A 26,360-nucleotide genomic window follows, 5' to 3' on the forward strand; every position below is an offset into this window, starting at 1 on the left:
AAGTCATCTGGATACTGACTTTGGGGTCTTTCCCGTTATTTTAAGGTGTAGCTTGCAAGTGATCCGGAAACCGGAAGTCTGCTTACTGTACTCCAGCTGCTGTTTACATCCTTAAAACCGATACAAAAGGTATTGCTTAGATTGCTGATGGCAGACCTTGCAATCCTGGCTTCATAAACAGAAGAATTAGCAGAAACCATTACATTTGAAGTGCCAAGATCAGTCCAGCTCCAAGTATTGCTATTATCGGGGCAGCTGTATAACTTGCCCAATTCAATAAGGCAGTCACAGCCGGAATTGCTCCATGTCCCTTCCAAATAGCCGGTGGAAGAATTATTGTCACTGTTAATATATATCTGACTATTCGTTCCAAGATTGCTTCCCTGCACGCAAATATAAATATAATTCGAATCATTGGTCGCCTTAAGGCTGGTGGCTGATTGTCCCGAAGCAGTTGCAATGCCTGGAATATTACTCCAGTCAGATGAATTTCCATCTATTGTTATACTTCCCGGCGTCGGTGTCGGTGTCACTGTTCCTCCTACCGTAAAACTTCCCAGATCCAGCCATCCGTCTGTATTTTGCCCTGCATTGGCAAATCCAAGCTTATTTCCATTTGCCAGAGGATTTAAAACTTTGATACACATATTATAAGTACCGGCTGCTAATCCCGGGGAAGACACCGTGTATTCAAAGGTTTTTACAGAGCCGTCTGCCGGTATTGTATTCAGATCCCAAGTTGTCGTCCAGCTTTTTACCAGAGTTCCGTTTTGTTTTACACCGACCTGTACCGGCCACATGGTATGATCATAATAAAATGGCGCAATCCCGATATTTTTCATATTAATTCCTAGATAAAGCGGATCGGAGGTTGATAAATTATCATAATATGCCGTGGCAACCTGCAAATCATATCCCATCTGTTTTGCGGCTGCTTTTGCATTTGCTAAGGTATTTCCGGTATAGCTTTTTATCTGGTCGCATATCATCCAGGTCGGATGTGCTTCACTAAGGCATGCCGACCAGCTTTGATTTGTGGAACCTTGCCAGGTTGTACCGGAAAAGATAGTCCCTTGGTCCGAAGGATATATTTCACCGCCTACACAGTTTGTCATCCATTTGTTCTGCTGATTCAAGTTGATTAACTTTTGAACGAAACTCCAGGTCTGCCCTCCGCTTGCAGCAGATAAAGTTGCATTTCCAAAGGAATCGTCATGATATCCAATGTTCGCGCTGGCATTCGGTACTCCCGGCTTTGGCTCTCTCACACAAAGCTGTGTTTTGTTAAAATAGGTATCAAAGGTTGTAAGAACCTCGGTATATACGGTGGTGGAAATGTTCCAGTTGGCTTTACCGTCGGAGGTGTCCTCGTCATAAGGCCAGTTATGCCATTCCCCCCAGAAACCTAAAAGTCCCAGTGTAATATAGCCGATGCGCGAATCCCCGTCATATTTGGTGCCGAAGGCTTTGATAAAGTTTTGCATCGAGGTTCTAAAGGTCTGATTTTCATAGTCAGGACAATAACCTGCACCGCCCAGATTAGAAGGCTCATTATAGTAGCGCATGATAAGCCCGCCGTCAATCAGAAATTGAGGTACACCGGTGGATAATCCCGGATAGTCGTAATAGAATCGAAATACAGCCTGATGGCCTCGACCCGCAATGGCATTAAGCCTGCTTTCCAGAACGGTCCAGTCAAAGGTGTTTATACCGGTCTGGACATCTCTCACCGGAATATAAAACCACTCCAGGCTATGGGGGAATGTGGTTGTACTATAATCAAAAGGAAGGAACCCCCTCAGCGGATTGGTATCAAAAGAGGTACCTGTACTGATGGTATGTGCGGTATGTCCTGCTGTGCTGGCTGAAACGACATTAGAAGAATAATTTATGAAGCAAATTCCTATTATCAGAGAAACCGTCAACGTAAAGGCTATTACCTTTTTCACACTCATACCTTTGCCTCCTATTTAATTTTTGCAGTTGCTTTTACCGCCTTAAAAGTACCTAAATCCAACCAGCCATCCGCATTCTGTCCCTTATTTGCAAAGCCCAGGATATTACCGTTCTTCAAAGGATTTTTAACTTTGATACATATCGTATAGGTACCTGCCGCCAAACCGGGGTCAGAAACCGAATACTCGAATGTCTTTGCTTTTCCATCAGCTGCAATGGTATTCAGATCCCATTTTGTAGTCCAGCTCTTCACCAGCTTTCCGGACTTTTTCACCCCTACCTGTACCGGCCACATAGTATGATCATAATAAAATGGCGCAATACCGATATTTTTAATGTCTATACCCAGATAGAGGGGATCAGCTGTAGAGATAGTATCAAAATAAGCCTTTGAAACCCGGAAATCATAGCCTAACTGCTTGGATGCTTTCAGGGCATTTTTTAGGGTATCTCCGCTATATTCCAGGATTTTATGGCACATGAGCCAGGAAGGATGTGCCTGTGCAATGCATGCACTCCAGGTTTGTCCTTCTCCTCCCCTCCAGGGATCGCCGGAGAAAATCGTCGTCTGATCTGCCGGATAAATTTCACCTCCAACAGGATTTGTCATCCACTTATTCTGCTCCTTGGCATTTGTTAGCTTCTCCATAAAGCTCCAGCTCTGCCCTCCTGCATCCACCGTCAGGGTTTCTCTGCAAAAGGAATCATCATGATAACCCACATCTGCTGTCGAATTCGGAACACCATCCTTGGGTTCCCTCATACATAAAAGAGTTTTATTAAATGCTTTGTCAAAGGCTGTTAATACCTCCGTGTAAACAGCTGTGGAAGGGGACCAGTTTTCTTTCGGCGGATTCCAGCCGTCATAAGGCCATGTATGCCACTCTCCCCAAAAACCCAGTAAACCAATGGTAAGAAAACCGATTCTCGGATCACCATCATATTTTTCACCAAAGGCTTTTATGAAGTTTTGCATCGAAAGCCTAAAATTCTGGTCTTCGTAATCGGGACTGTATCCTGAGCCTCCCAGGTTATCGGGCTCATCATATTGATTCATCTTCAAGCCGCCGTCAATTAAAAATTGCGGCACACCGGTGTCTAATCCCGGATAGTCATAATAAAATCTGAAGGCCGCCTGATGGCCGCGGCCAGAAATAGCATCCAGATGTTTTTCCAGAGCAGTCCAATCAAAGGTTTTCATACCCGTTTGTACTTCTTTTACCGAAATGTAGAACCATTCCATGCTGTGCGGAAAGGAAGTATCGGTTCCATCCTCAAAAGGAAACAAGCCCTTAAGAGGATTCCCATCCTTTGATTGCGCTGCGGGAACACTATGAGACGTATGCCCGGCAGTCTTTGCCAATGCCGCTCCTACCGGCGTAAGTATTCCTAAGAACAGTGAAACTGCTACCACAAAAGACAGCGCCTTACTCTTAAAACTGTTTTTTACCATTACCCCAACCTCCAATATATAGTATTTATAAAGAAAGGAGCAGCCTGGCAGGCTGCTCCTTTACTTTCCGGCTTTAAGCATATTATAATCTTTTCCAAATTTTATAAAATGCTCCAATGTGGTATGTTTCTGTTCTTTTGTTTCATTTGATGAATTACCAGCCCACTCTTATAATAAGTCCTTTGGGATTTCCCACCTCCAGGTACGCGGCCTGTCCGTTCACATCATCATAGCAGAAGCCGTAAGCTAAACGGTCTATGCTGTGGTCATGCCAGAATTTTGCATAGTAGTTGGCAGGAGCTGCCTGATAATACTTGCTTACATTATTCCAATCGGCAGTATTTCCATACACATGCCTGTTCAGTGCAGCGCAAACAGACGCATCACTGGCTCCTCCGATACCCAGTAAAATATCTCTAGTAGATATACCGGAATAGCTGGAGAAGTAGTTAGCATAAGTTCCACCGGTATTAAAAGGTCCGCTGATAGGGCAAACAATACGGTAGGGTGCCTGAAGCGTTGCCAGTGACTTAAACTCTGTGGGAACTTCGCTCTGGAACTTGGTGAATAACCCTGCCCGGGTTTCGGATTCCAGTTCACCCACTGTTCTGTCATAATTCCCAGCAATATTTACCAGTCTGTGTTGAACGGGGAAGCCAAACTGATCTACCCTGGTGGTATTCCCATGGTATCCGGCAGCATCTACCGTGAATTCAATAAAGTCAAAATATATATCTCTGTTAGGGTCTGTCGGATTGTTAATGTCCGGACCTGCGAAGCCATCATTATAAGTCTTGATATAGCAGGGTGAACCCACACTTAAAAACATTCTTCCTGAAGTTATCTTCGGTAAATTCACCCAGGAAGTTTCACTTACCTTATGATAGATATTGGCATAATTAATACCGTTTTTAGTCAGGTGTCCAGTCGCATCATTAAGACTTAATGAAATAGGTACTAGATTACCGGACAGGTCCAGATAACTCCACGCTCCGGTAGCCGGATTAATTCCAATAACTCCCCAGTAAATATTACTGTCTGCATAAGCGCCATTGGTTCCGTTCATAACCTTAACACTGACACCGCCATTTGACGGAGTAGGAATGGACGAAGCTGCTATGGAATAAATAGAGCCTTGATTAGTCCCGCCGGAGGTGGATGCAAGGGTAAAAGACCACTTCTGCGCATCGGTTCCATTATCTGTATACTGCTGTACCACAGCGCCGTCGGTAGTCTGAGAGCTGCGGACATCCATTGCCAGTCCGCTGACCTTGGAGATTACTTTGTAATAGCCCCCTCCAACATCCACGATACTCCATCTCTGTGCACTGGTCCCATTATCCGTCCACTGTTGTAATTGAACGCTGTTACTTAAAGAACTATTAGGCACATCCAGCACCAGACCACTATGCATGGCTGTTATCTTATAGTAGCCATCCGATTGCTTTTCTACCTTAAACTGTTGATTGGTTGTATCATAATTCGTCCACTGCTCTAATTTGGCACCGGCTGCAGTAGATTTATCGGTAACGTCCAACACCTTTCCACTTACCTTACTGGTAATTTTATAAACGCTTCCGCTGTTTATCCCGCTCGCCTGTCCTGTGTATGTAAAAGTAGAAGTGTCATAGGCCGGGGTACCATTGTTATAGGTAAAGAAATATTCAATTACGGCATTTGCTGCGGAATCAACTGACTGTTCGTATCTTGCAGTTGCCGAATTGTAGGTCATCCTTAGATTTTGCCGTGCACCGGAATTGACCTTGTAATGGACATCCACCCAGGTAGTACTTACGGTGGACTTAAACCATATGATGGCATTATTTCCTGAAGCACTTACTCCCTGTGTGTAGTCCGCAGCTAAGACTTTAGCAGGAAGAAGCATTGACAGTATCAATAGTAAAACCATACTGCATTTTAGTAATTTCCTTCTCATAACTATCCCTCCTTGTTAATTATTTTACTTCTAGCAACATTTACTGTACTGTTTTTTAGTCTTTGTTAAAATTTATTCTTTTACACTCCTCCTCTCCCCTTCTTTTGTATAATTCCTACAAAGGACAACCCCTACAACTACACTTTCACCGTTTTTACATAATTTGTAAATAGTATATTCTTGTGATTTTTTGTACATACTTGGCGTGTTTTAAAATCAAAAAAACTTCATGCCTTTTCCTCTCTACCGGCTCAACCAAAGAAGTTCTAAGTCAGGTATTTTAAGAAAAGTAATGAAGTTTATTATATTATTATATTGAATTAAGGCTCTTTCTTTCAACCGGCGCGGCGAAGAGATTTTATGAGAGCTTTCAGAATAATAATTATCAGGAAACATACCACTCCGGTCAGAACAATTGTACCGCCGGGTTTTAGTTTCCAATAATAGGAGAGAGTCAGTCCGGCAACTGTAAAGAATACGGCAAATATAACAGAGCAGACAAGAGTCATCTTATAACTTCTTCCTATCTGCATACCGCAGGCCACCGGTATTACCAGCAAGGAAGATACTACTAAAGCTCCTACGGTTCTGGATGCAATGGATATGGTTAGCGCCGTTAACATGGTAAAGATAAAGTTCACCAGTCTTACCGGCACACCGGCAATCCTGGCTGCCCTTTCATCAAATCCGATGTAGAAAAGCTCCTTATACAGCAGAAGAAAAGCTGTCAGGACACATACGCTTATGATTACTACCATTCGAAGCTCCATATTGCTTATGGCAACTATACTTCCGAATAAAAAACTGTTGAAATTCCCGCTGCTTTTGGTAAAGCCGGAGAGTACACCGGCCAGGCCGATTCCAGTTGACATGATAATGGCAATAGCCATTTCTGAATATCTTGGTATCTTCCTTTGAATGAATTCTATACTTAGGGCGGCAGCAATACAGGTAGCGGTTGCCCCTAAGATCGGGTTGATTCCAAGCAGAATACCGATTGCAACTCCTGCAAGGGAGGTATGGGAAAGGGCATCACCTATCATGGATTTTCTCTGTAATACAATGGTCATACCGATACAGGGGGCTATAACTGCTAAGAATATTCCCACAAGAAATGCCCTTTGCATAAAAGGATACTGTAAGATACTCATAACTCCCCCCCATTTCCAATAACTTCTTCAATCTTTCCGTCTTCCAAATGCAAGATTCTGTTAATTCCCGCACATTCTTCCAGATGGCCATGGGTAACCATGAGTATGGTAAGTTTTTCGCTTTCATGCAATTCTCCCAATATCTCATAGAGCTGTCTTACAGACTTCATATCTATACCTGTTGTGGGTTCATCCAATATCAGGAGCTCCGGCTTAATTACCAGTGCTCTTGCTAGCATAATGCGCTGCTGCTGGCCTCCTGAGAGTTCACCTATCATGGTCTTTGCAAATTCCGACATCTTAAGCTTTTCGAGGGCTTCATAAACCTGATGTTTGTGGCTTTTAGAGGGAAAACGAAACAGACCGATTTGTTTATAGAGATTAGCCGTCACAATTTCCTCTACCGTAGCAGGGAAATTCTGATTGGCATAAGTACCATTCTGGGCTACATAGCCCACTTTTCCGCTTCGAATAATCCTATCATTATCCTCTCCTAACAGTCTGATTCTACCGCGAAGTGGCTTTAATTCTGCCAAAAGCAGCCTTAAAAGAGTGCTCTTTCCCGTACCGTTTTCACCGGTCAGGGCAACAAAATCACCTTCATCGATACCAGCAGAAGCTTCTTTTAAGATAAGTTCTTTTCCATATGCAAAGTCTACATTCTGTATCTCTATTGCCTGCATTCTAACCTCTTTCGTGAATATCGTTTTCCTGACTGATATTCCTGAATCTAATTTCAAGTGTAACTTATAATGTTCAACAATTATACAAAACAAAATACCAAAACATCGCAAATCCTCAAAAAGAAGGTGCTGCTGCAACTTAAACGAATCAACTCGTTTCTGCAACAACCCCTTCCTGCGGCTTTATTTTAATGCTTCCACCAGACTGGCTAAATTCGTTTCCATTACGGAAAAATAATCTCCGCCGGCCTTTATTTCATCATCGGATAATCCCTCCAGAGGATTTAATACTTCCGTCTTAACGCCCACTTCATCTGCAATAGTCTGGGCTACCTTAGGGCTTACCAATTCTTCAAAGAAAATAACCTTAACCTCATTATCCTTTGCGAATTTGATAATTTCCTCCATCTTTGCGGGGTCCGGCTCAGAATCCGGTGAGAGTCCTTCAATTCCGACCTGATTCAGTCCATAAGCACTGCAAAGATAGCCAAAAGCCTCATGTGCTACTATAATATCCTTATTTTTCAGGCCTGTCAAGGTTTCCTTGTATTTTTTGTCCAGCTCATCTAATTTGGCGGCGTAGGTCTCATAATTCTGATTATAATAAGCTTCATTGTCCGGATCAGCCTTTACAAAGGCATCCTTGATATTCTTCATCTCGATTTTGGCATACTCGGGATTTAGCCATACATGCGGGTCATATGCGCTTTCCTCTTCACTATGTTCTTCTTCCTCGCTATGTCCTTCCTGTAAGGTAATACCGGAGGACGCTTCTACTTTTACAAGCTCTTTATTGCTTAAGCTGTCTAACACCGTATCCACCCAGTGTTCCATGCCGGCTCCATTATAGATAAATACATTTGCTTCCTCCAGATTAACAATATCGGAGGCTGCCGGTTCCCAGTCATGGGGTTCAATTCCTGCCGGAACCATATCTGTTACACTTACCTTATCTCCGCCAATCTTCTCTGCAAAGTCATACATGGCATAGAAGCTGGCAGCGACCTTTAGCTTCCCTTTTTCTGCAGGGGATTCCAAAGCTCCATTGGTATTTGTATTCTTATTGCTGCATCCTGCCACAAATACAGTTACCAGCATTACAGCTGCAAGCAAGCTGACAAATTTTTTCATATAAATAGCCATACCTTTCCTGTACCTGCAATCTTTGGGCCGCAGGCACAAATTCGCGTGTGAAATGCTTTCTATTTTTCACACTAACACCTATGCATTTCGCAAGTTTACTTGCGAAACTGCCTAAATAGAAAGTGAAAAATGTTTTCTATTTTTCACACTAATCCCTTTCCTACCGGTATTATTTTGTTTCTCTGTGAAGAGTATACTTTTTCAGACGGGGGCAGTATTTCATAGCCTCCATCCTCTCCGGATGTTTCTGCTTATTCTTTGTAGTTACATAATTACGCTCATGGCACTCCGTGCATTCCAGTACAATTTTTACTCTCATATCTATTCCCTTTCTAAAAGCAAATTATTTGCATTTGCATTTACTGAATTTATCATATCATATTTTTTTCATTTGTCAATACACCTTTGCATAAAAATATCTGCCTTATCAGAAGATTTGCCATCTGTAAAAGGCAGATACAAAGGAATCCATCAGCATATCATTCAAAGGTGAGATACTTTATCAATAATAATAGTAGTAAACATATTCTTCCTTAGGTGCCTTGGTTTTGCTTATGACAGCGTCCTTAAGCAAAGGAACCTTGGTACCTTTATAGTTGTATTCCCCTATAGTCCCGGTAACGGTAATCCATTCGTTTTCCTTTAGTTTACTGCTTAAAGTACTGTCCGTAATTATCCCGTATCCCATTAAATCCACAGCACAGCAGGTCATAATATATCTTCCTGCAAGAAACTGATCGGCTTTCAGCTCATCCGAGGTAAATACCTGGGCAGTAAACTGGTAGCGTTTCCCTTTAAAATCCTTCAGATAATCAAAAAGTTCAAAATACCAGCAGCTAAACTCATCATCAGTGATTAAAATAGCACCGTCGCTGGTCTTGTTTTTATATTTCAGGGATCTGTCCTTCTCTATTACCGCACCGCCTGTATCATCTGTGCCGTCACTGGTTATATTCTCTGAATCCTGTGTGCTGTCACCGGTTATACTCCCCGAATCCTGCGTGCTGTCCGAAACGGCTCCCGGATCATTGTCTGTCTTGTCTACGGTATTTTCGTACAGACTGTTCCCTCCCCTGCTGCTTTGTGCAATCGCAACATTTCCATTGCCCCCCTCTATATCAGGGAATAAAAAGGCCAGCAAAATGGGGAGCAGATAGATAAGATAACGCTTTAAACCGGAGTTATGCCTCCCTTTTTTCAATTCCCCTATCATGCTAAAAGCAAATACAAAAAGAGCTATTGCGGCAAACCAGATTCCATACTTATACCTTGGATGTACATAATAATATACCTTGCCGGAAAGCAGCTCGTATACTAAAAACAGCGCAAGAGCAATAACGGTAAAAAGCTTCATATATATTTCCAGATTCTTATTTCCTCGCATATTAATAGCCATGCCTTTCCTGTACCTGCAAACTTTGGGCCGCAGGCACAAATTTGCGTTTGAAAAATCTTGATTTTTCAAACTAACTCCCTTTTGTGAATATCAAACCTTCGATTTGGTATTCCTGCTGCTATAAAATAAACATAACAACAGTATAAGTTAAAAAGCCTGCCACTGACGTTAACAGGCACAGCTGTATAATAAATTTTTTAGTCAGGACCTCGGATAAAATAATAATATTTTTAAAATCCAGCATAGGCCCCAGCACCATAAAAGATAACACGGCAGGCAGTGTAAACTGTCCGTAAAAGCTTCTGCCGATAAAGGCATTGGAAGTGGAGCAGGTAGACATAAAGACCGCCGCTGCAAGCATTATAAAAAACTGCAGCAAAGTATTCGTACTGATAAACAATTTAATTGTCTGAGGCAAAAAAGTCAGGCACAGCGAAGATACAAAGGCTCCGATAATTACATATTTGAATACCCGGAAGAATTCCAGCTGTGCTCCTTTGATAACCGCTGCTGCTTTTCTTGTCCTGCTGTCTCCATACACCATGTCGACACTCATAAAGGTCAGACCTGCATCCTGCCTGATAACTTCCTTTGTACGGACCTTTAACAGCATCAAAATGCATCCGACCAGAACAGCGATTACGATACCGGAAAGAATCCTTGCAAGAATCACCTTCCTATTATCGGGAAAGGCATAATATACGGACAGGATTACTACCGGATTTACTGCCGCGGATGCCAGCCAGAAGGTAATTATCTGGGGCAGGGGCAGATTTTTCTTTAACAATCCGGAAATAAGAGGTGCCAGTCCGCAGTCACACACCGGAAAGAAAAAGCCTGCCAGCCCTGCCGCCAAAAAAGACTTCCAGCTGTTTCCCGACAACTGCCTGGTGATGAAGCTTACAGGTATGATCAGCTGCAATATAGAAGAAAGAAATGCCCCTAATAAAATAAAGGGTACTGCCTGAATCAGAATACTTAAAAACGACACGGAAATCTTCCTCGTATAATCATAAAGAACAGAAAGGTAAGCCGTCGGCAAAAAGCACAGCACCAGCAGCACCGACATCAGTAAAATCATACCGGGTGTAACGGTTTTCTTCAAGTCTTCAAAGGGCGTAAAAATGCGAAGAAATCTCTTATCCTCTGCCGGGTCATTTAAAAATACCGTTTTCGTTACAGGGTTTACCCTCTTTACCTTATTCCTCAATTCTGTCTTTTCGGCCTTTCCCATATCCTGATAGCGGTTTACAACTACATAGTCACTGTTTCCCATATGAGGCCTTAATAACCCTGCCATATTGCTGTAATAACTGTTAAAGGCTGCCGCTTCACTGACAAAAACAATATTTCTTATACGGCATTCTCCCACAAGCTTCCTGTTTAAGAAACTCTGCATATCCCACGTACCGTTATATTCTATCATTATATAGTCTATTCCGCCGCTTTCAGTAAGCCTTTTAAGATAATCTCCGGTAATGGAATCCGGTTCCTCTACCGGGATAAGAGTGATATTATGCCGCTTTAAAAAATCCTCCTCATATTCCTCTTCTCCTTCTTCACAAAGAAGAAGAGCACTTCCTTCATATTCCGCTGTTATCCCGCTTGCTATCATTTGCTTTATAAAAGTTGTTTTTCCGCTTTCTAAAAAGCCGGTAACAACATCAATATCAACTGCCATAAACACTCCTGCTTTCAGACTTCAAACAGCCGTTTTAATTTGTCCTTATCAATAAAGCTGCCAATAATACAGATTCTCCCGGTATAATCCGGTGTCCACTTATTTATAGTAACTTCACCCGGAACATAGTCAAATTGCAGCCATTCATGGTTCTCTCCCTCCAGAATTCCCTTTCCCCGAAGTATCTGCATATCCAGGCTATCCAGCCTGTGAAGTATGTCCTTTAGCTTCTCGCTGCTAAATATCTTGGCAGTCTCTATTCCCCATACCGAAAATACCTCTTCCGCACTATGTACTTCCTTTTCTATACGGATACCTGTTACCTTTTGTGTTCTTAACACAGAAATATGTCTTCCCTTTTGTAATGACTCCTCCATACTGCCTCTGCTCTCTTCTTTCGCAATATGCAGAATGGCTTTGCCGTCAAGACTGTCCCAATCTGTAGTAATAATAGCCGCCTGACCATTATACTGCCTGATATCTTCTACTATGGAATCTAGCTTTCCCCTGTCTGCCCCTGCTGTACGGCTTAGCATAATCGTTTTGGCATTTTTCAGCTGGTCCTTGTAAAATTCCGAGAAATTTTTCAGATACATCTTATATTTTGTGGCATCCACCACTGTAATACACAGCTCTAAATACACCAGACCTTCCCGGAGAAAAGAAGTGCATCCCTTTATGACATCGGAAAGCTTACTTACTCCTGAGGGTTCTATCAGTATTCTGTCAGGATTGTAAAGCTTTAATACTTCTCTTAATCCCTGCGTAAAGTCTCCCGCTATGCTGCAGCAGATACAGCCCGCATTCAACTCTGTAATCTGCAAGTCATAGTTCTTCATAAGCTTTCCATCAATACCTACCGTGCCAAACTCATTCTCAATTAATGCCACTTTTTCCCCTATGAAGGCCTCCTCTAACAACTTCTTCATAAGTGTCGTCTTGCCGGCTCCTAAAAAACCTGAAAATATATCTATCTTTACTGCCATGGAAACTCCTTACGGTCATTTTTTTAAATTCGCAAATGCAACACATTTGCCTTTAATATACAACTATTCTATTGCCATGTCAACGAATTAATACCTTTTATTATGCTTGACATTTCATGGCAGGTAAACTATGATTTTATTTAGAAATTCGAAATACCTTGTATAAATAAAAGGGAGAGGTGCATTGTGAATAACAATATACTTAAATCTGCCGATTTAAAACAAACCAAAAAACGTAATCAGATTCTTGCTGTGCTGGAAGCCGCACCCACTGCCCTTACGGTGGAGGAGATTGCCGAGCTGGCCTCAAAGGATATGAAAATGAATTTGTCAACGATATACCGCGCTCTAAATGCCCTGACTGATAAAAATATTGTGATTAAGACTTTATATCAGGACGGAAAGACTTATTTCGAAATCAATAACCATAAGCACAGGCATTCCCTTATCTGTTCCATGTGCAATAAGAAGGTAAATATTGATGTCTGCCCCCTTGAGCCTATCGAAGAAAATCTGGCGAAAAAGACCGGCTATACCATCACCGGACACAACCTGGAGGTATACGGAATCTGTCCGGAATGTATGAAACATACGCCTTCTAAGGACCCAGAGGAGTAGTAAAGAATAGGGTAATTGTGAAACAAAGTTTAAAACTCACTGTGAGGAGGGGCCCCATCCATGTGCTGGTCAAAGAAAAATAGATCTGTTTACGGTATACTGGCATTTATATTCTGTATGGTTTTATTTTTGGCAGAACTGTCTATTCCCGGTATGTACTCGGATTCTGCCCTCCCTTCTTCTGTCTCTGCAGATAATATATCTGCAGATGTATTATCTGAAACATCCCCACACAACAAAAAAGCAGATGTTATGGCCGAGGTATCGGAAAACGTCGGCGTTGAAGCTTCTGCTGATATTTCATCCCTTACAGCAAATACATTGTCTCTTAAGGTTTTATCTCTAAAATATATCTATCTGAAGACAATTCTTTTATATATACCGCTCATCCTGTGGACAGCATTGACTGTTCTGTTAAAGGGCGGATATATCAGCAGAATGTATCTGATTCTATTTATCCATAATTCGGACGGCGAGAAAGGAAAAGCAGCAAGCATTTAATGGCATATTAAAATTGAATAAGAAAAGGGGATAACCTATGAAGCCAGGAAAGAAAATGCTTGCTGCTATTTTTATAACATTAGCAGTTTTTATTTATATTGCAGTTTTTGGAATCGGAAGTGCTGTCAAAGGTGTATTTGACATGCGTTATGGTATTGACATCCGCGGAGGTGTGGAAGCTGTTTTTGAACCTCAGGGGCTGAACCGTAAGCCTGCAAGCCAGGAGCTTGAGTCAGCCAGAGAGGTCATTGAGACCAGGCTGGATAACCAGAATATTTCCGACCGTGAAGTGACAGTGGACAAAAATGCAGGTTACATTATTGTACAGTTTCCCTGGAAATCCAGTGAGACGAATTTCAATCCGGAAGATGCCATTAAGGAATTGGGAGAAATGGCAGAGCTTACCTTCCAGGACGAAAAGGGAAATGTACTGGTCGAAGGTAAGAATGTTATCAGCGCAACTCCGGAAGCGGATACCTCAGGAGTCACAAGGGGATACCTGGTAGCGCTTAAATTCAATGCCAAAGGAGCCAGGGAATTTGAGAAAGCTACCGGAAAGCTTGTTGGCCAGAGAATGAGTATTTACATGGATAAAACCCTTATCTCCAGTCCCAAGGTAGAGACACAGATTTCCGGGGGGAACGCTGTTATCACAAACCTTGGAAGTTATAATGAGGCAAAGGTGCTTGCAGCTAAAATCAACGCCGGTGCCCTGCCGTTTTCGCTGGAAACAACCAACTTTTCCACTATCAGTCCCACCCTTGGCGGCAATGCTTTAACTATTATGGTGGCTGCCGGAATCACTGCCTTTATCGTAATATGCATTTTTATGATTACGATGTATAAATTACCCGGTGTTGTTGCCTGCATTACTCTGATACTGCAGGTCATATTGCAGATGCTGGCCATTTCCATTCCGCAGTTCACGCTGACACTGCCGGGAATTGCCGGTATCATCCTCACTCTTGGTATGGCTGTGGATGCTAATATCATTATTTCGGAACGTATCTCCGATGAACTTAAGAAAGGAATGCAAATCAAGGGAGCCATTATATACGGATATAAGCACGCATTTACATCGGTATTGGACGGAAATGTAACGACAGCGATTGTGGCTGTAATTCTGATGATATTCGGCTCCGGTTCCATGCTAAGCTTTGGTTACACACTCTTAATCGGTATGATCGTAAATATTCTGGTCGGAGTAACCGTTTCCAAACAACTCCTTTTATCGGTCATTGAATATAACCGTTGGTATAATGAGAAGTGGTTCCGTATAAGAAAAACCAAAAAGACAATACCTTTTTACCAAAAGAAATATATATTTGCCATCATTTCCGGCACTATTATCCTGGCCGGTATTGCAGGCTGCTTTATAAAGGGTGTTAGGCTGGATACACAGTTCACCGGAGGTGCAGTATTAAGCTATACGGTATCGGAAGGTGCTGATACCGGTAAAATTCAGGACGCTATCCAAAAACAGACCAGCAGACCTGTTACAGTACAGATTAAAGAAGATAATGTGACCGGCATTAAGAGGCTTTCCGTTACTCTTGCCGGAAATGCAGGAATGTCACCTGGCGACCAGAAAGCACTCACAAACGCTATAAACAGCACCTCGGACAAGATTGATGCAAAGCTGGCGCAGACCTTTGTGGTAGAACCTTATATCGGTGCGAAAGCGCTTAGGAATGCCGGTCTTGCCATTATACTGTCTTCGGCTTTTATTTTAGTATACGTATGGATAAGGTTTTCGGCATTATCAGGCCTTCCGGCCGGAATAACATCCCTGGTCGCGCTGATGCATGATGCCCTGGTGGTATTCTTTGCCTTTGTACTTTTCGGCATTCCATTAAATGATGCCTTTGTAGCGGTTATTCTTACGATTATCGGATACTCCATGAACGATACCATCGTAATCTATGACAGAATCCGTGAGAACCGAAAAAAAGCAGGCAAACTGCCCGTAGTAGACCTCGTAAATGAAAGCACCACACAAACTCTTGGCCGTTCCATCAACACCTCTTCCACCACCGGAATTTGTGTGCTCATTATTTTAATTGCTTCACTCATATTCCATATTGATTCTATTACGGAATTCTCGCTTCCTATGTTTTTTGGTATAGTTACCGGATGTTATTCCTCTATCTGTGTGGCAGGCACCCTATGGGCAATGTGGGAGAAACGGAAAGAACAAGTCCATGGAATTGATAAAATTCATTGAATAAGGTTAAACTCCTTTTAATTGACAGAAAATTTCGACAAGCTTATAATAGTAAGATGCGCACAAACCTTTAAAAGGAGTTTACACCATGTCATTTCATACAATTTTATACCACGAAATCAGAGAGGCGGCGGTTTTTGATCCCTCCCATCCCTCTCCCATTGAGGTGAAGCAGGACTATACGGATGCTCTTCCCTCCCTTTTATTTGTTACTCTGGAAAATTTCAAAGAACAGATGAACTATCTGAAAAAACAGGGAGCCCATACCTTAACCTTAGACGAAGTACGGGATTTTTATTATCAGGACAAAAGCCTGCCGGATAAAAGTATTCTTATTACTTTTGATGACTGCTACCAGGCATTAAAGCGCTATGCCTATCCAATCCTTAAGGAATACGGATTTCATGCGGTTGTGTTTACGGTTACAGGGTGGTTAAATACTAATCCTGCAGACTTTACTCCTGAAAGGTCCGTCTGCCTGACAGAGGAAGACTTGACCCCTATGGCGGATGTATTCGAATATGCCAACCATACCCACCACTTTCATACCAGAAGCAGTATTCAGACAGGCCGTATTATGACAGAAACAGATGAAGCCTTTGCCGCCGATCTTGCCGCCTGCAACCGGTATCCCCTTATTTCTGCAAAAGATACATTTGCCTATCCTTTTGGTTTATTGGAAGAGAGGAATGTAAAGCTTCTTAACAGGGAACACTTTAAACTGGCTTTTACCTGTATTAATGGAAGTAACGAAAAGGATACGAATCCTCTGCTTTTAAAGAGAAATGTAATTCCATATTCTGCAGATATAGACACTTTTAAGACCCTTGGAGGATTATTATGAAAAAAATATTTACAGTACTTTTACTGTCAGCTCTTCTTCTGACCGCCTGCCAGAGTACCAAAAAGCAGCCCGAAAAAGAGCTTACCTTTGGTATATTGCCGGCAGAATCTGCTATTCCTATTATTCTGGCAAAAGAAAAGGGATTTTTTGAAGACGAAGGTCTCAACGTGACGATTAAATCCTTTTCTTCTCCAAATGACCGCAATGTAGCGGTACAGGCCAAGGAATTGGACGGAGTAATCGGAGACGTTATGACCGAGGCAGCCTTTTACGAAAATGGATTAAAGCTTAAGATTACTTCTGATATCAACGAAGACTTTAAGATCCTCTCTTCTCCGGATTCCGGAATCACGGATATGAAGGGGCTTGACGGCAAGAAGGTCAGCCTGGTTCCTAATTTTATTCTGGAGTATATTATGGACAAATTCGCCGAGGAAAACGGCTTTACTTATGAAATAGTAGAAATCCCTTCCTTTTCCGGCCGTTCAGAAGCTCTTTTGTCCAATCAGGTTGATGGCGTAGTATTTACAGAGCCCCAGGCCGGTATGCTGGCAGCCCAGGGTGCCCATCTTCTTGGAAGCTCCAGAGATGCAGGCATTAAGGGCGGTGCACTGCTCTTTACCGAGACTGCTTTAACAGAAAAGCCCGACAGCGTGAAAGCCTTCTACAAAGCTTACAATAAAGCGGTCGAATATATGAATACCACCAAGGTTTCGGAGTTTGTATCCATACTGACGGACTACCAGTTCCCGGAAGCAATCGGCACCTATCTTAGCAATCTGAAAAAAGCCTATGAGCCTGCCGGAACTATCGATAAATCCCAGTTTGAGGATATAATCAAGTGGACAAAGGAAAAGGGGCAGATAACAAAGGATTATACTTATGAGGAGTTAACTGACTTTTCTTTCCTTCCTCAATGAGTTTCTTCCTTAGACCAGGGCACCAGAACCTCCTCCATAATATCCAAGAGGACAAATAAGAAGATTCCAAGAAGCCCCAGAGCCAGTATTCCGCAAAACATCTCCCTGTAATTCATCTTTGTCCAGGCACTTAGTATAAAGTAACCAATTCCATACTTCGTGGCATAATTTTCCGCAAAGAATAATGAAGCCAGGGAGATGCCAAGACTGATGCGAAGGCTTGAAAAAATATAAGGCAAAATGGCAGGTATTATCAGATAACGCAGATTCTTCAAAGGAGTCGCCTGATAGCCTGCCATTACTTTATAGAAAATCTTTGGTATCTGATCCGCTCCGTCCCTTATGGCAAGAATAATCTGAAATACAATGATCCAGATAACAAGCAATATCTTTGAGAGGTTACCCAGGCCGAAAAGCAGCATAAATACAGGCAAAAAGGCCACCTTTGGTATCGGATAAATAAAATATACAAAGGGTGAGAAGAGCTTTCTTAAGCCTTTGGAGGCACTTAAAGCAATACCTGCAGGAACTCCGATCAGCAAAGACACTCCCACTGCCGTTCCTACCCTGGCAAGGCTCGCCAAAAGATGCCAGATAAGCCTGTTTCCTACATTCGGGAAGTATAAGAAGGTCAGATAAGGGGAAGGAATCGTATGGTTCTTAACTGTGAGGTACAAAATCTCCCACAACAGTAAAAAGCTAAGCAGCCCCCAAAGAAGTTCACCTGCCTTATTCTTTCTCCGCCCTCTATAATGCCTCTTTATTTTCTCTGTCATGAATCCATCCCTCCTGCTGCTTTCTTCTTTCGCTTCTATCCCCTTTTTACATTAACAGCCATGCATAACGCAAGCCTGCCAGTAGATTGCTTGCACTCTACACGATACTGCCTAAGTAGAAAATGAAAATTGATTTTTAATTTTCACATTAAGAGTTCTTTTAAATAAATGCACTGCTCATAAAATGCGAGATCCTTTCTCTGCTGCTTTCTTAAATAACAGGGATTATCAATGGTAAGTACAGAACCCTCCCCATTCAGCAAAAGAATCTTTTCTCCTAAAAGCAGCGCTTCTTCTATATCATGGGTGACAAAAAGCAGTGTTGCCTGAAGCTTTTGCTGCTGCTTTCTGATAAGCTCCTGGATGCTCTCCTTCGTAACAGTGTCCAAAGAAGAGGTGGGCTCGTCCATCAGTAATAAATCCGGTTCACCGATCAACCCTCTGGCAAGGGCAGTCCTTTGCCGTTCTCCTCCGCTTAGCTGATGAGGGTACTTATCTTTAAGTTCTGTTAGTCCAAGTTCTTCTAGAAGCTTTATTACCCGCTCTTCCATCCCATTCTTATCTTTCCCATTGGACATTTTTAACGGCATTAAAGCCGCCTGGTATACTGTCTGCCAGGGAAAAAGTGCCAGCTCCTGAAACATAATTGCCGTTTCTTTTCTTGTACCTTTTAAAGGTTTCGAAAGGATCTCAATGCTTCCTTCTTTCGGCCTTAAGAAACCGGCTGCCAAATTCAGCAATGTACTTTTACCCGTTCCTGACTGGCCGATAAGACTGTAGGAGGAACCTTTTTTTAATTCAAGGTTTACATTCTTTATTACCGGTTTGCCGCCATAGTCAAAGGATACATTCCTAAGCCTTGCCAGTATCCCGCTGCCGTCTATAAGTCTTTGGTCCACATTCTCATTCATATTAATTCCTTTCGCGAATATCAAATCTTTGATTTGATATTCCTGAATAAGCAGTTGAAAAAACAGTTTTTTGTTTTTCAATAATTCACATTATCCTATTTTATATTTTTATTATCGGTACCCCTTAGCCCTCTTATGAATAGTATAAAAAGACCCGATTATTTTATCTGAAGGAAGGTTTACAAAATGTCCATGTTATTTGTCTCCCTGTTAAAAATTCTGCATATTGCAGTGCTGAATATCATATTAAGTTTTGATAATATTAGCGTAATTGCATTCGTCGCAGGAAATCTGAACGAGTACAACAGAAAAAAAGCCTATTTGTCGGGCTTTACCCTATCCCTTGTATTCTCTATCCTGTTTACTTCCATTATCAGTGTCCTTATGGAAATCAAGTGGCTTCCCATCCAGCCTCTGGGAGGTTTCCTGCTAATCAAAATCACCTATGATATGCTAAAGGCCAGTTCTGCAAAATCCGGCCAAAAGGATGGGGAATATAAAGTAAACTATGATATGAAACTTTCAAGAGCCATTATAAAACTTACCTTTATAAGTCTCTCCTTAAGCTTTGATAACATACTGGCTATCGCAGGTGCTGCCGATGGGGATATCAGGATTATATCTCTTGGCCTGCTTCTTAGTCTGCCCATTCTTTTAATCAGCTGCCGCTATTTTATGAGTTTGTTGAAGCGTTATATCATAATACTTTATTTTTGCGGGGCTGTATTAGTCCATACCTCTCTGGAAATGATTTTTTCTTATCCTCTGATATTTAACATTCTTCCGCCATACCTTCACACTATATTATCTCTTGCAGCTTCCATGGCTCTTTTGATTTACGGGGTATACCGGTTAAAAAAAAATAAAAACAGCACAATAGAAGATATCGCATAAAAATAGATATCCTCCGGGAATACTAATGCTGTAGCTTGCAAAGTCTATGTACCATCCAGAAAAGAGGTCAAATCAAAAATGGAAAAAAATTATACCGACGGTCCTGAAATTCCTTTGGGTCTTGGAATGGCCCTGGCGCAGAATCTAAATGCCATGAATTATTTTGCTTCCCTTGATGATAGCGGCAAACAGCAGGTTATTAACGGAACCCACAGTGTCAGCTCCAAATCGGAAATGAAGCAGTATGTATCCAATCTGGCAGAAGAAAATAGTTTTCGTTAAGGTACTCCTATCAGTTGAAACTCTTCTTAAATTGGGATATACTTTTATAGGATATCCCAATTTGCTGTATATAGGCACCTATGTATATAAATATACATGTTTATAACAGATTCACGAAAGGAGTCAACATGGTAGAAGTATCCAATTTATATCCTAATGATAAAAAAGAATTATATGCACTTTTAAATTCCCAATTAAAGGCGCTTCTTGATAACGAACCCGATGTAATAGCGGGACTCTCAAATGCCTCTGCTTTACTGATGGGTGCCTTAAAAGATATTAACTGGTCAGGGTTTTATCTGATGAAAAGAGGCGAGCTGCTTCTTGGACCCTTTCAAGGCAAAACTGCATGCGTACATATTGCTGTTGGCAGAGGTGTCTGCGGCAGTGCCGTACTAAAAGATGAAGTCCAACTGGTCACTGACGTCCACGAATTTCCGGGGCATATTGCCTGTGACAGCGCCTCCCGTTCCGAAATTGTAATCCCGATTCATTACAATGGTACAATTACCGGTGTACTGGATATTGACAGCCCTTTAACCTGCCGCTTCGACTTAAATGATAAGGAAGGGCTTATGGAATTTGTCACAATCTTAGAGGAACTCCTTGACTGGTCTTTCTCTTAATGTATTTTGACTACTTCTCCCTGGTTTTTGTAGATGGAATCAGCCGGAACAAAGCCTCTTACCATGGATAGGGGATATACATGGGCACCTTTTCCGATAACCGTACCGGGATTGAGTACGCTGTTACAGCCTACCTCCACGTTATCTCCTAACATAGCTCCCATTTTCTTAAGCCCTGTTGCAAGCTTTTCCCCCTGACAGTTTATGGTCACAAGCGTCTTATCAGATTTTACGTTAGAGGTAATGGAACCGGCTCCCATATGTGCTTTAAAACCAAGGACGGAATCTCCCACATAATTGTAGTGGGGGACCTGTACCTTATTAAAGAGAATTACATTCTTAAGCTCTGTGGAATTTCCTACAACGGCTCCCTCTCCAACGATGGCACTTCCCCGGATAAAGGCACAGTGCCTTATCTCTGCCTCTTTCCCAATAATGGCAGGACCTCCGATAAAAGCAGTGGGTGCTATTTTAGCAGATTTGGCAACCCATATATCTTCCCCTCTTTTTTCATATTCTTCTGTATTAAGCCTTTCTCCCAATTTACGGATAAACTCCCCGATACCGGATAATACTTCCCACGGATATTCTGCCTCTTCAAAAAGCTCCGCAGCAATTGTCTGGCTTAAGTCATAATTATTTTTTATTTTGAGTTCTTCGTACATATTAATATCCATACCTTTCCTGTACCTGCAAACTTTGGGCCTCAGGCACAAATTTGCGTGTGAAATGTTTCCTAATCGTTATCTTTTCTTATAAAAGGCGGAGCTATTATCAAAATACTGTTTTAAACCATACTGGTTATTTAGTCCCTTTACACCGTTTGTCATCCGGGCCACAAATCCCTCCAGCTTGCCCATATATTCTTCTTCCGTAATCTCTCCCTGGGCAACCATGGTAAGCCCCTTTTCCCAGCTTGCAGTAAGCTCTGCATTTAGCAGGGATTTAATCGAGGAATTTACCACATCGTATATCATTTCCCCAAGCAGGCTTGGTGTTATAATCTGCGTTTTCTTATTAAGTGCCAGATAATCGATCTTTACGAGTTTATTCAGGATTTCTGCCCTGGTGGCACTGGTTCCGATTCCGCTGCCCTTAATCTGGGCCCTTAACTCTTCGTCTTCAATAAGCTGCCCTGCATTTTCCATTGCAAGGATCATAGAACCGGAATTGTATCTCTTAGGCGGAGCGGTTTCTCCTTCCTTGATCGACATTGCTTTGACAGGAAGAAGCATCCCTTTCTTTAGATTCTTTACCACCTCCAGAAAGCCTGCATCAAAGCTTTCCTCTTCGGCTTCTTCCTTTTCATCCTTATTCCTGGTATTTCCCTCTGTGACCGCTTCCTTTCTCTTATCAAAGGAATTGGTAATCACCTTAAGATACCCTTCTTCTAAGAGAATACGGAAGGAGAAAAAGAATTTCTCTTTTCTTTGCTCTGTAGTCAGGCTGATTTTCTGGTAGACTGCCGGAGGATAGAAGATGCTTAGGAACCTTCTGGCAATTATTTCATATACCTTAACGGCAGTAGGAGAAAGGGAATTTAATGCCTGAAAGCCTTGTCCGGTAGGAATAATGGCATAATGGTCCGTTATCTGCTTGTCATTTACATATCTGGTTCTTGCGATATTCTGATAACTTTTTTTCTCCATTACCTCTGCCGCATAGTCCCTTACTACCGCAAAATTCCTTAATCCGCCGATATTTTTATAGATCTCCTTGGCAACTGCCGTTGATAAGACCCTGGCATCGGTTCTGGGATAGGTAACCAGCTTCTTTTCATAAAGCTCCTGGGTAATCTTAAGAGTTTCATCCGGGCTGATTTTAAAAAGTCTGGAGCAATCATTCTGAAGTTCGGCGAGATTAAATAACAGGGGAGGATTCTTATTCTCCTTCTTTTTTTCAATGGCTGTGATTTCTGCCAGAAGCTTATCATCTTCTGTCATAGTATCGGTGTAGGTATTTTTCCCGTTTTCCTGCTTTTCTGTGAAAACCGGCTCCCTGCCAATCAGTTCTTCTATTAATTTTTCGGCACTTCCCTTTTCCCGAAAGCCATTCTCTTTATATAATAAGGGAGAATTATAATATTTAGAACCCTCCACGGCTCTGAATTCTCCATCAAGGGTCCTGCCGGAAGCCTCCAGGGTATTCAAAACCCGGTAAAAGGGAGTCTTTACAAAATCCCTGATTTCTCTTTCTCTTCTTACTACCATTCCAAGGACGCAGGTCATAACCCTGCCCACGGATATGGCAGACCATTTCTTTTCCTGAAGGTAATTCGTGATATTCTGCCCATACTTTAAAGTGAGAACCCTGGAAAAATTAATTCCCATCAGGTAATCCTCTTTTGCTCTTAAATAAGCGGCAGAGGCCAGATTGTCATAGGCAGTTAAAGGCTTCGCTTCTCTGATGCCACGAAGAATCTCCTCCTCTGTCTGGGAATCGATCCAAACCCTTTTCTTTTCTTTATTTCCCGGCACCTTTGCCATCTGGTCCACAAGGCGGTATATGTATTCTCCTTCTCTACCGGAGTCGGTACAGACATAGATACAGCTGACATCTTCTCTGTTCAGCAGGCCCTTTACCACAGAAAACTGCTTACTGACAGAGGGAATCACCTCATAACGGTACTCTTTTGGCATAAATGGAAGTGGCTCCAGATTCCAGCGCTTTAGAGCGGCATCATAGGTTTCCGGATAGCTCATGGTTACCAGGTGTCCGACGCACCAGGTAACCAGGGAGGCATCGGATTCCATGTAGCCGTCTCTTTTTTTGAAGTCTTCTTTTAAGGCTTTGGCAAATTCCTGCGCCACACTGGGTTTTTCTGATATATATAAATTCTTAGACATGCATAATCCAACTTTCTACCGGTATCAAATAAAATTCATTTCTTTATCATAGCATATTTTTGCCCCGATGAAAAGACGTACTTCCGGCCATAGGAGCTAGAATAAGAAAGAGTCTGGCCTGCCAGACTCTGGCGCTGATGCGCCGTCACGCAGTGACAACTTCCCTGGCGCATCATGTGCATCCCGCCCGTGGGGCTTTTTATCTTATAGGGCGTAATTTCCTATAAGATAAGAAAGAGTCTGGCCTGCCAGACTCTAGCGCTGATGCGCTGTCACGCAGTGACAACTTCTTTGGTGCATCATGTGCATCCCGCCCGTAGGGCTTTTTATCTTATAGGACGTAACTTCCTATAAGATAAAAAATCTTGGCAGCACCAGGATGCCGCCAAGATTTTTTATTTGTTTGCACTCATAACTTTTCTTCCGTATTTGATGAGTTTAAGGGAATCCCTCCAGCGTCCTTCACTGGTGGAATTCATGATTACTGACAGCACAAGCCCTGAATCTGTCCGGGCGGCAGATATCAGGCATCTTCCGGCAAGTCCTGTTGTACCGGTCTTTAGACCGATAACATGGGAATCATACCACATACTGTCCTTATTAATAAGGGCATTGGTATTCCATAAGGGTAACGCCCTGCCGTTAACCATCTTTATGGTAGCTGTCCTTTCCTTGGCAATCTTGGTTATTGTTTCACTTTTAATGGCTTTCAGGCCGATTTTTGCCATGTCGTAGGCAGTGGAATACTGCCCGATCGCATCATAGCCGTCAGGAGATATAAAGCAGGAATTTTCAGCCCCTAATCTTCTTGCCTTATCATTCATAAGGCGGGTAAATTCCCTGATGGCCGCCATTTCATCGGCCTTGTTATCCTTAAGGGACTTTCTTCCCGTATAGACTGCCAAAGCATAAGCTGCATCGTTACCGGAGGGTAACAGCATTGCCTCCATAAGATTGTAGACCTTAAGTTTGTCCCCGGCTCTTAAACCGGCTCTGGAAGAATCGTAAGGTATCATGCTGACTTCCTTCCCTACTTTCACCATCTCACTGGTCTTACACCAGTCAAGTACGACCAGTGCCGTTAAAAGCTTTGCCGTACTGGCTGGAAATATCGGTTCAAGAGCATTCTTATGATACAGAACTTTTCCGTCTTCTGCATCCACTAAAACGGCTGCCTTGGCATCAACCGAAATTTCCGGATTGCTTACAGAAAGTGCTTCCTTTACCTCTTCGCTGCATTTCATAGCAGGAATATAGGACATATAATCCACAGAACCGCCGTCAGAAATCAACGGCAGGTTATCATCTGCCTTTGCATAAACGGCTCTTACTTCATAAATGTTATTTCCTATAAGCGGTATTGCATAAAAAAGATTATGAATGAAAACAGTAAAGCATAATAAGATTATTATAACGTTTGATATTTTTTTCATTACAAGCTCCTGTTAAAAGCTTATACCCATTTTCTGATACCCAGTATTAATATTCTCCAAAATTGTTTAAAGTATGTTTTCTCCTCGATAATTTTACCACTATACTTTTAACCCTATATTCGATATAATATTCCTATTAACACAATGAAGGAGAAATTTATGGACGAATATCAGATATTCAGTGATTCTTCCTGTGACACACCAAAAGAACTGCTGGACTTACACCATATAACTCTGGTACCTTTTTATATTACGTTTGATTTAGAACACTATTATAAAGAAAATGAAGAAATAAGCAACGAAGAATTCTATCTAAGGCTAACGAAAGAAAAGGTATTTCCCAAGACTTCACTTCCCTCCATCATGGATTATTTCCATGCCTTCGAAAAGGAAATTGTGAAAGGAAAAAACATTCTCTGCCTGTGCCTTACCCAAAAATTCAGCGGCTCTTATCAGGCAGCCGTAAACGCCAGAGAACTCCTGATAGAAAAATATCCTGACAGCAAGATACATATTGTAGATTCCATACAGGCTACTGCAGGCCAGGGAATCCTGCTGATGCAGGCAGCATACTTAAAAGAAGCCGGCTATTCGCTGGAAGAAAGCGTAGACCGTCTGGAAAAAATCAAAAAAACAACACGAATCATGTTTACGGTAGATACCCTGGAATACCTTGCAAAGGGCGGGCGAATCGGAAAAGTAGCTTCCCTGGCTGGTACTATGCTTAACATAAGACCTATGATTCAATTAAAGGATGCCGAGCTTATCCCCTACTCCAATATCAGGGGACGCAAAAAATCCCTGGATAAGATCCTTTCCATGACAGAAGAATACTTTACAGACAATAACGAGCGTTACGAAGATTATGATTTCTGCCTGGCAAATGCCACTACCCTTGATGATACAAGGGCTGTTCAGGCACAGCTTGAGAGCCTTATCGGAAGACCCATTACATACCCGGTATTTCAGATAGGTGTAACCATCGGTACGAATACCGGTCCCGGTGCTGTAGGTGTCTGTTTTGTAAGAAAGTTTGATAGGTAATCCTTTCGGATTTCTTCAACCTAGCTTCCATGCAATATCCCAGGCTCGCCGGTAGA

24 protein-coding genes are annotated in these 26,360 nt (G+C 42.2%); 9 read left to right on the forward strand and 15 right to left on the reverse strand.

Going from position 1 to position 26,360, the window contains the following annotated elements; all coding sequences use genetic code 11:
* Nucleotides 1-35: 35 nt before the first annotated feature.
* The 10 genes from BUF11_RS18870 to BUF11_RS18915 all read right to left on the reverse strand — a co-directional run bounded on the left by BUF11_RS18870 (nt 36) and on the right by BUF11_RS18915 (nt 12,385).
* A complete protein-coding gene (locus BUF11_RS18870) occupies nt 36-1,955 on the reverse strand; it encodes a hypothetical protein (RefSeq protein ID WP_073590407.1) in 1,920 nt (639 codons plus the stop codon).
* A gap of 11 nt (nt 1,956-1,966) precedes the next feature.
* Nucleotides 1,967-3,409: a DUF4832 domain-containing protein gene (locus BUF11_RS18875; RefSeq protein ID WP_084558763.1), complete on the reverse strand. Its 1,443-nt coding sequence runs from the start codon at nt 3,407-3,409 to the stop codon at nt 1,967-1,969.
* Between the two features lie 154 nt (nt 3,410-3,563).
* Nucleotides 3,564-5,345 (reverse strand): beta-1,3-glucanase family protein, encoded by a 1,782-nt coding sequence (locus BUF11_RS18880; RefSeq protein WP_073590408.1) that lies wholly within the window; start codon nt 5,343-5,345, stop codon nt 3,564-3,566.
* Nucleotides 5,346-5,680: 335 nt separating this feature from the next.
* The gene (locus BUF11_RS18885; protein WP_073590409.1) at nt 5,681-6,496 is read right to left on the reverse strand and encodes a metal ABC transporter permease; all 816 of its coding nucleotides are present in this window, start codon (nt 6,494-6,496) and stop codon (nt 5,681-5,683) included.
* Nucleotides 6,493-7,179 carry a metal ABC transporter ATP-binding protein gene (locus BUF11_RS18890; protein ID WP_073590410.1) on the reverse strand — a complete coding sequence of 229 codons (687 nt, stop codon included), beginning with the start codon at nt 7,177-7,179 and terminating at the stop codon, nt 6,493-6,495. Before BUF11_RS18890 ends, BUF11_RS18885 begins: the two co-directional genes overlap by 4 nt.
* A 183-nt stretch (nt 7,180-7,362) precedes the next feature.
* Nucleotides 7,363-8,277 carry a metal ABC transporter substrate-binding protein gene (locus tag BUF11_RS18895; RefSeq protein WP_242952415.1) on the reverse strand — a complete coding sequence of 305 codons (915 nt, stop codon included), beginning with the start codon at nt 8,275-8,277 and terminating at the stop codon, nt 7,363-7,365.
* A gap of 214 nt (nt 8,278-8,491) precedes the next feature.
* Nucleotides 8,492-8,641 (reverse strand): 50S ribosomal protein L33, encoded by a 150-nt coding sequence (gene rpmG, locus BUF11_RS18900; protein ID WP_073590411.1) that lies wholly within the window; start codon nt 8,639-8,641, stop codon nt 8,492-8,494.
* A gap of 183 nt (nt 8,642-8,824) precedes the next feature.
* A complete protein-coding gene (locus BUF11_RS18905) occupies nt 8,825-9,718 on the reverse strand; it encodes a TIGR03943 family putative permease subunit (protein WP_073590412.1) in 894 nt (297 codons plus the stop codon).
* A gap of 118 nt (nt 9,719-9,836) precedes the next feature.
* Nucleotides 9,837-11,399: a permease gene (locus BUF11_RS18910; RefSeq protein ID WP_073590413.1), complete on the reverse strand. Its 1,563-nt coding sequence runs from the start codon at nt 11,397-11,399 to the stop codon at nt 9,837-9,839.
* 14 nt (nt 11,400-11,413) lie between these two features.
* A complete protein-coding gene (locus tag BUF11_RS18915) occupies nt 11,414-12,385 on the reverse strand; it encodes a CobW family GTP-binding protein (protein ID WP_073590414.1) in 972 nt (323 codons plus the stop codon).
* 186 nt (nt 12,386-12,571) lie between these two features.
* Here BUF11_RS18915 and BUF11_RS18920 point away from each other — a divergent pair, with 186 nt between their 5' ends.
* The 5 genes from BUF11_RS18920 (at nt 12,572) to BUF11_RS18940 (ending at nt 17,492) form a co-directional block, all read left to right on the forward strand.
* A complete protein-coding gene (locus BUF11_RS18920) occupies nt 12,572-13,003 on the forward strand; it encodes a Fur family transcriptional regulator (RefSeq protein ID WP_073590415.1) in 432 nt (143 codons plus the stop codon).
* Nucleotides 13,004-13,063: 60 nt separating this feature from the next.
* The gene (locus tag BUF11_RS18925) at nt 13,064-13,504 is read left to right on the forward strand and encodes a hypothetical protein (RefSeq protein ID WP_073590416.1); all 441 of its coding nucleotides are present in this window, start codon (nt 13,064-13,066) and stop codon (nt 13,502-13,504) included.
* A gap of 37 nt (nt 13,505-13,541) precedes the next feature.
* Nucleotides 13,542-15,728 carry a protein translocase subunit SecF gene (gene secF, locus BUF11_RS18930; RefSeq protein ID WP_073590417.1) on the forward strand — a complete coding sequence of 729 codons (2,187 nt, stop codon included), beginning with the start codon at nt 13,542-13,544 and terminating at the stop codon, nt 15,726-15,728.
* An 88-nt stretch (nt 15,729-15,816) separates the two neighbouring features.
* A complete protein-coding gene (locus BUF11_RS18935; RefSeq protein ID WP_073590418.1) occupies nt 15,817-16,572 on the forward strand; it encodes a polysaccharide deacetylase family protein in 756 nt (251 codons plus the stop codon).
* Entirely contained in the window at nt 16,569-17,492 is a 924-nt protein-coding gene (locus tag BUF11_RS18940; RefSeq protein ID WP_073590419.1) for an ABC transporter substrate-binding protein, read from the forward strand. Before BUF11_RS18935 ends, BUF11_RS18940 begins: the two co-directional genes overlap by 4 nt.
* Here the strand turns inward: BUF11_RS18940 and BUF11_RS18945 are convergent.
* Entirely contained in the window at nt 17,486-18,268 is a 783-nt protein-coding gene (locus tag BUF11_RS18945) for an ABC transporter permease (RefSeq protein WP_084558764.1), read from the reverse strand. The genes BUF11_RS18940 and BUF11_RS18945 overlap by 7 nt on opposite strands.
* Before the next feature lie 143 nt (nt 18,269-18,411).
* The gene (locus tag BUF11_RS18950) at nt 18,412-19,260 is read right to left on the reverse strand and encodes an ABC transporter ATP-binding protein (protein WP_242952413.1); all 849 of its coding nucleotides are present in this window, start codon (nt 19,258-19,260) and stop codon (nt 18,412-18,414) included.
* Nucleotides 19,261-19,365: 105 nt separating this feature from the next.
* Here BUF11_RS18950 and BUF11_RS18955 point away from each other — a divergent pair, with 105 nt between their 5' ends.
* The 3 genes from BUF11_RS18955 to BUF11_RS18965 all read left to right on the forward strand — a co-directional run bounded on the left by BUF11_RS18955 (nt 19,366) and on the right by BUF11_RS18965 (nt 20,981).
* Nucleotides 19,366-20,073, forward strand: coding sequence for a TerC family protein (locus BUF11_RS18955; RefSeq protein WP_073590420.1), 708 nt, complete (start codon nt 19,366-19,368; stop codon nt 20,071-20,073).
* Nucleotides 20,074-20,151: 78 nt separating this feature from the next.
* Nucleotides 20,152-20,355, forward strand: a complete 204-nt coding sequence (locus BUF11_RS18960; protein ID WP_073590421.1) for a hypothetical protein — start codon at nt 20,152-20,154, stop codon at nt 20,353-20,355.
* Nucleotides 20,356-20,483: 128 nt separating this feature from the next.
* A complete protein-coding gene (locus tag BUF11_RS18965) occupies nt 20,484-20,981 on the forward strand; it encodes a GAF domain-containing protein (protein WP_073590422.1) in 498 nt (165 codons plus the stop codon).
* Here the strand turns inward: BUF11_RS18965 and BUF11_RS18970 are convergent.
* The 3 genes from BUF11_RS18970 to BUF11_RS18980 all read right to left on the reverse strand — a co-directional run bounded on the left by BUF11_RS18970 (nt 20,978) and on the right by BUF11_RS18980 (nt 25,260).
* A complete protein-coding gene (locus BUF11_RS18970) occupies nt 20,978-21,658 on the reverse strand; it encodes an acyltransferase (protein WP_242952414.1) in 681 nt (226 codons plus the stop codon). The two genes, BUF11_RS18965 and BUF11_RS18970, sit on opposite strands and share 4 nt — an antisense overlap.
* 66 nt (nt 21,659-21,724) lie before the next feature.
* Nucleotides 21,725-23,827 carry a DNA topoisomerase gene (locus BUF11_RS18975; RefSeq protein ID WP_073590423.1) on the reverse strand — a complete coding sequence of 701 codons (2,103 nt, stop codon included), beginning with the start codon at nt 23,825-23,827 and terminating at the stop codon, nt 21,725-21,727.
* Nucleotides 23,828-24,222: 395 nt separating this feature from the next.
* Nucleotides 24,223-25,260 carry a D-alanyl-D-alanine carboxypeptidase family protein gene (locus BUF11_RS18980; protein ID WP_073590424.1) on the reverse strand — a complete coding sequence of 346 codons (1,038 nt, stop codon included), beginning with the start codon at nt 25,258-25,260 and terminating at the stop codon, nt 24,223-24,225.
* Nucleotides 25,261-25,419: 159 nt separating this feature from the next.
* Between BUF11_RS18980 and BUF11_RS18985 the strand changes: the two genes are divergently transcribed.
* Nucleotides 25,420-26,304 (forward strand): DegV family protein, encoded by an 885-nt coding sequence (locus BUF11_RS18985; protein WP_073590425.1) that lies wholly within the window; start codon nt 25,420-25,422, stop codon nt 26,302-26,304.
* The last annotated feature ends 56 nt before the right edge of the window (nt 26,305-26,360 follow it).

It is taken from the genome of Anaerocolumna xylanovorans DSM 12503 (genome assembly GCF_900143645.1).
Lineage (GTDB): Bacteria > Bacillota > Clostridia > Lachnospirales > Lachnospiraceae > Anaerocolumna > Anaerocolumna xylanovorans.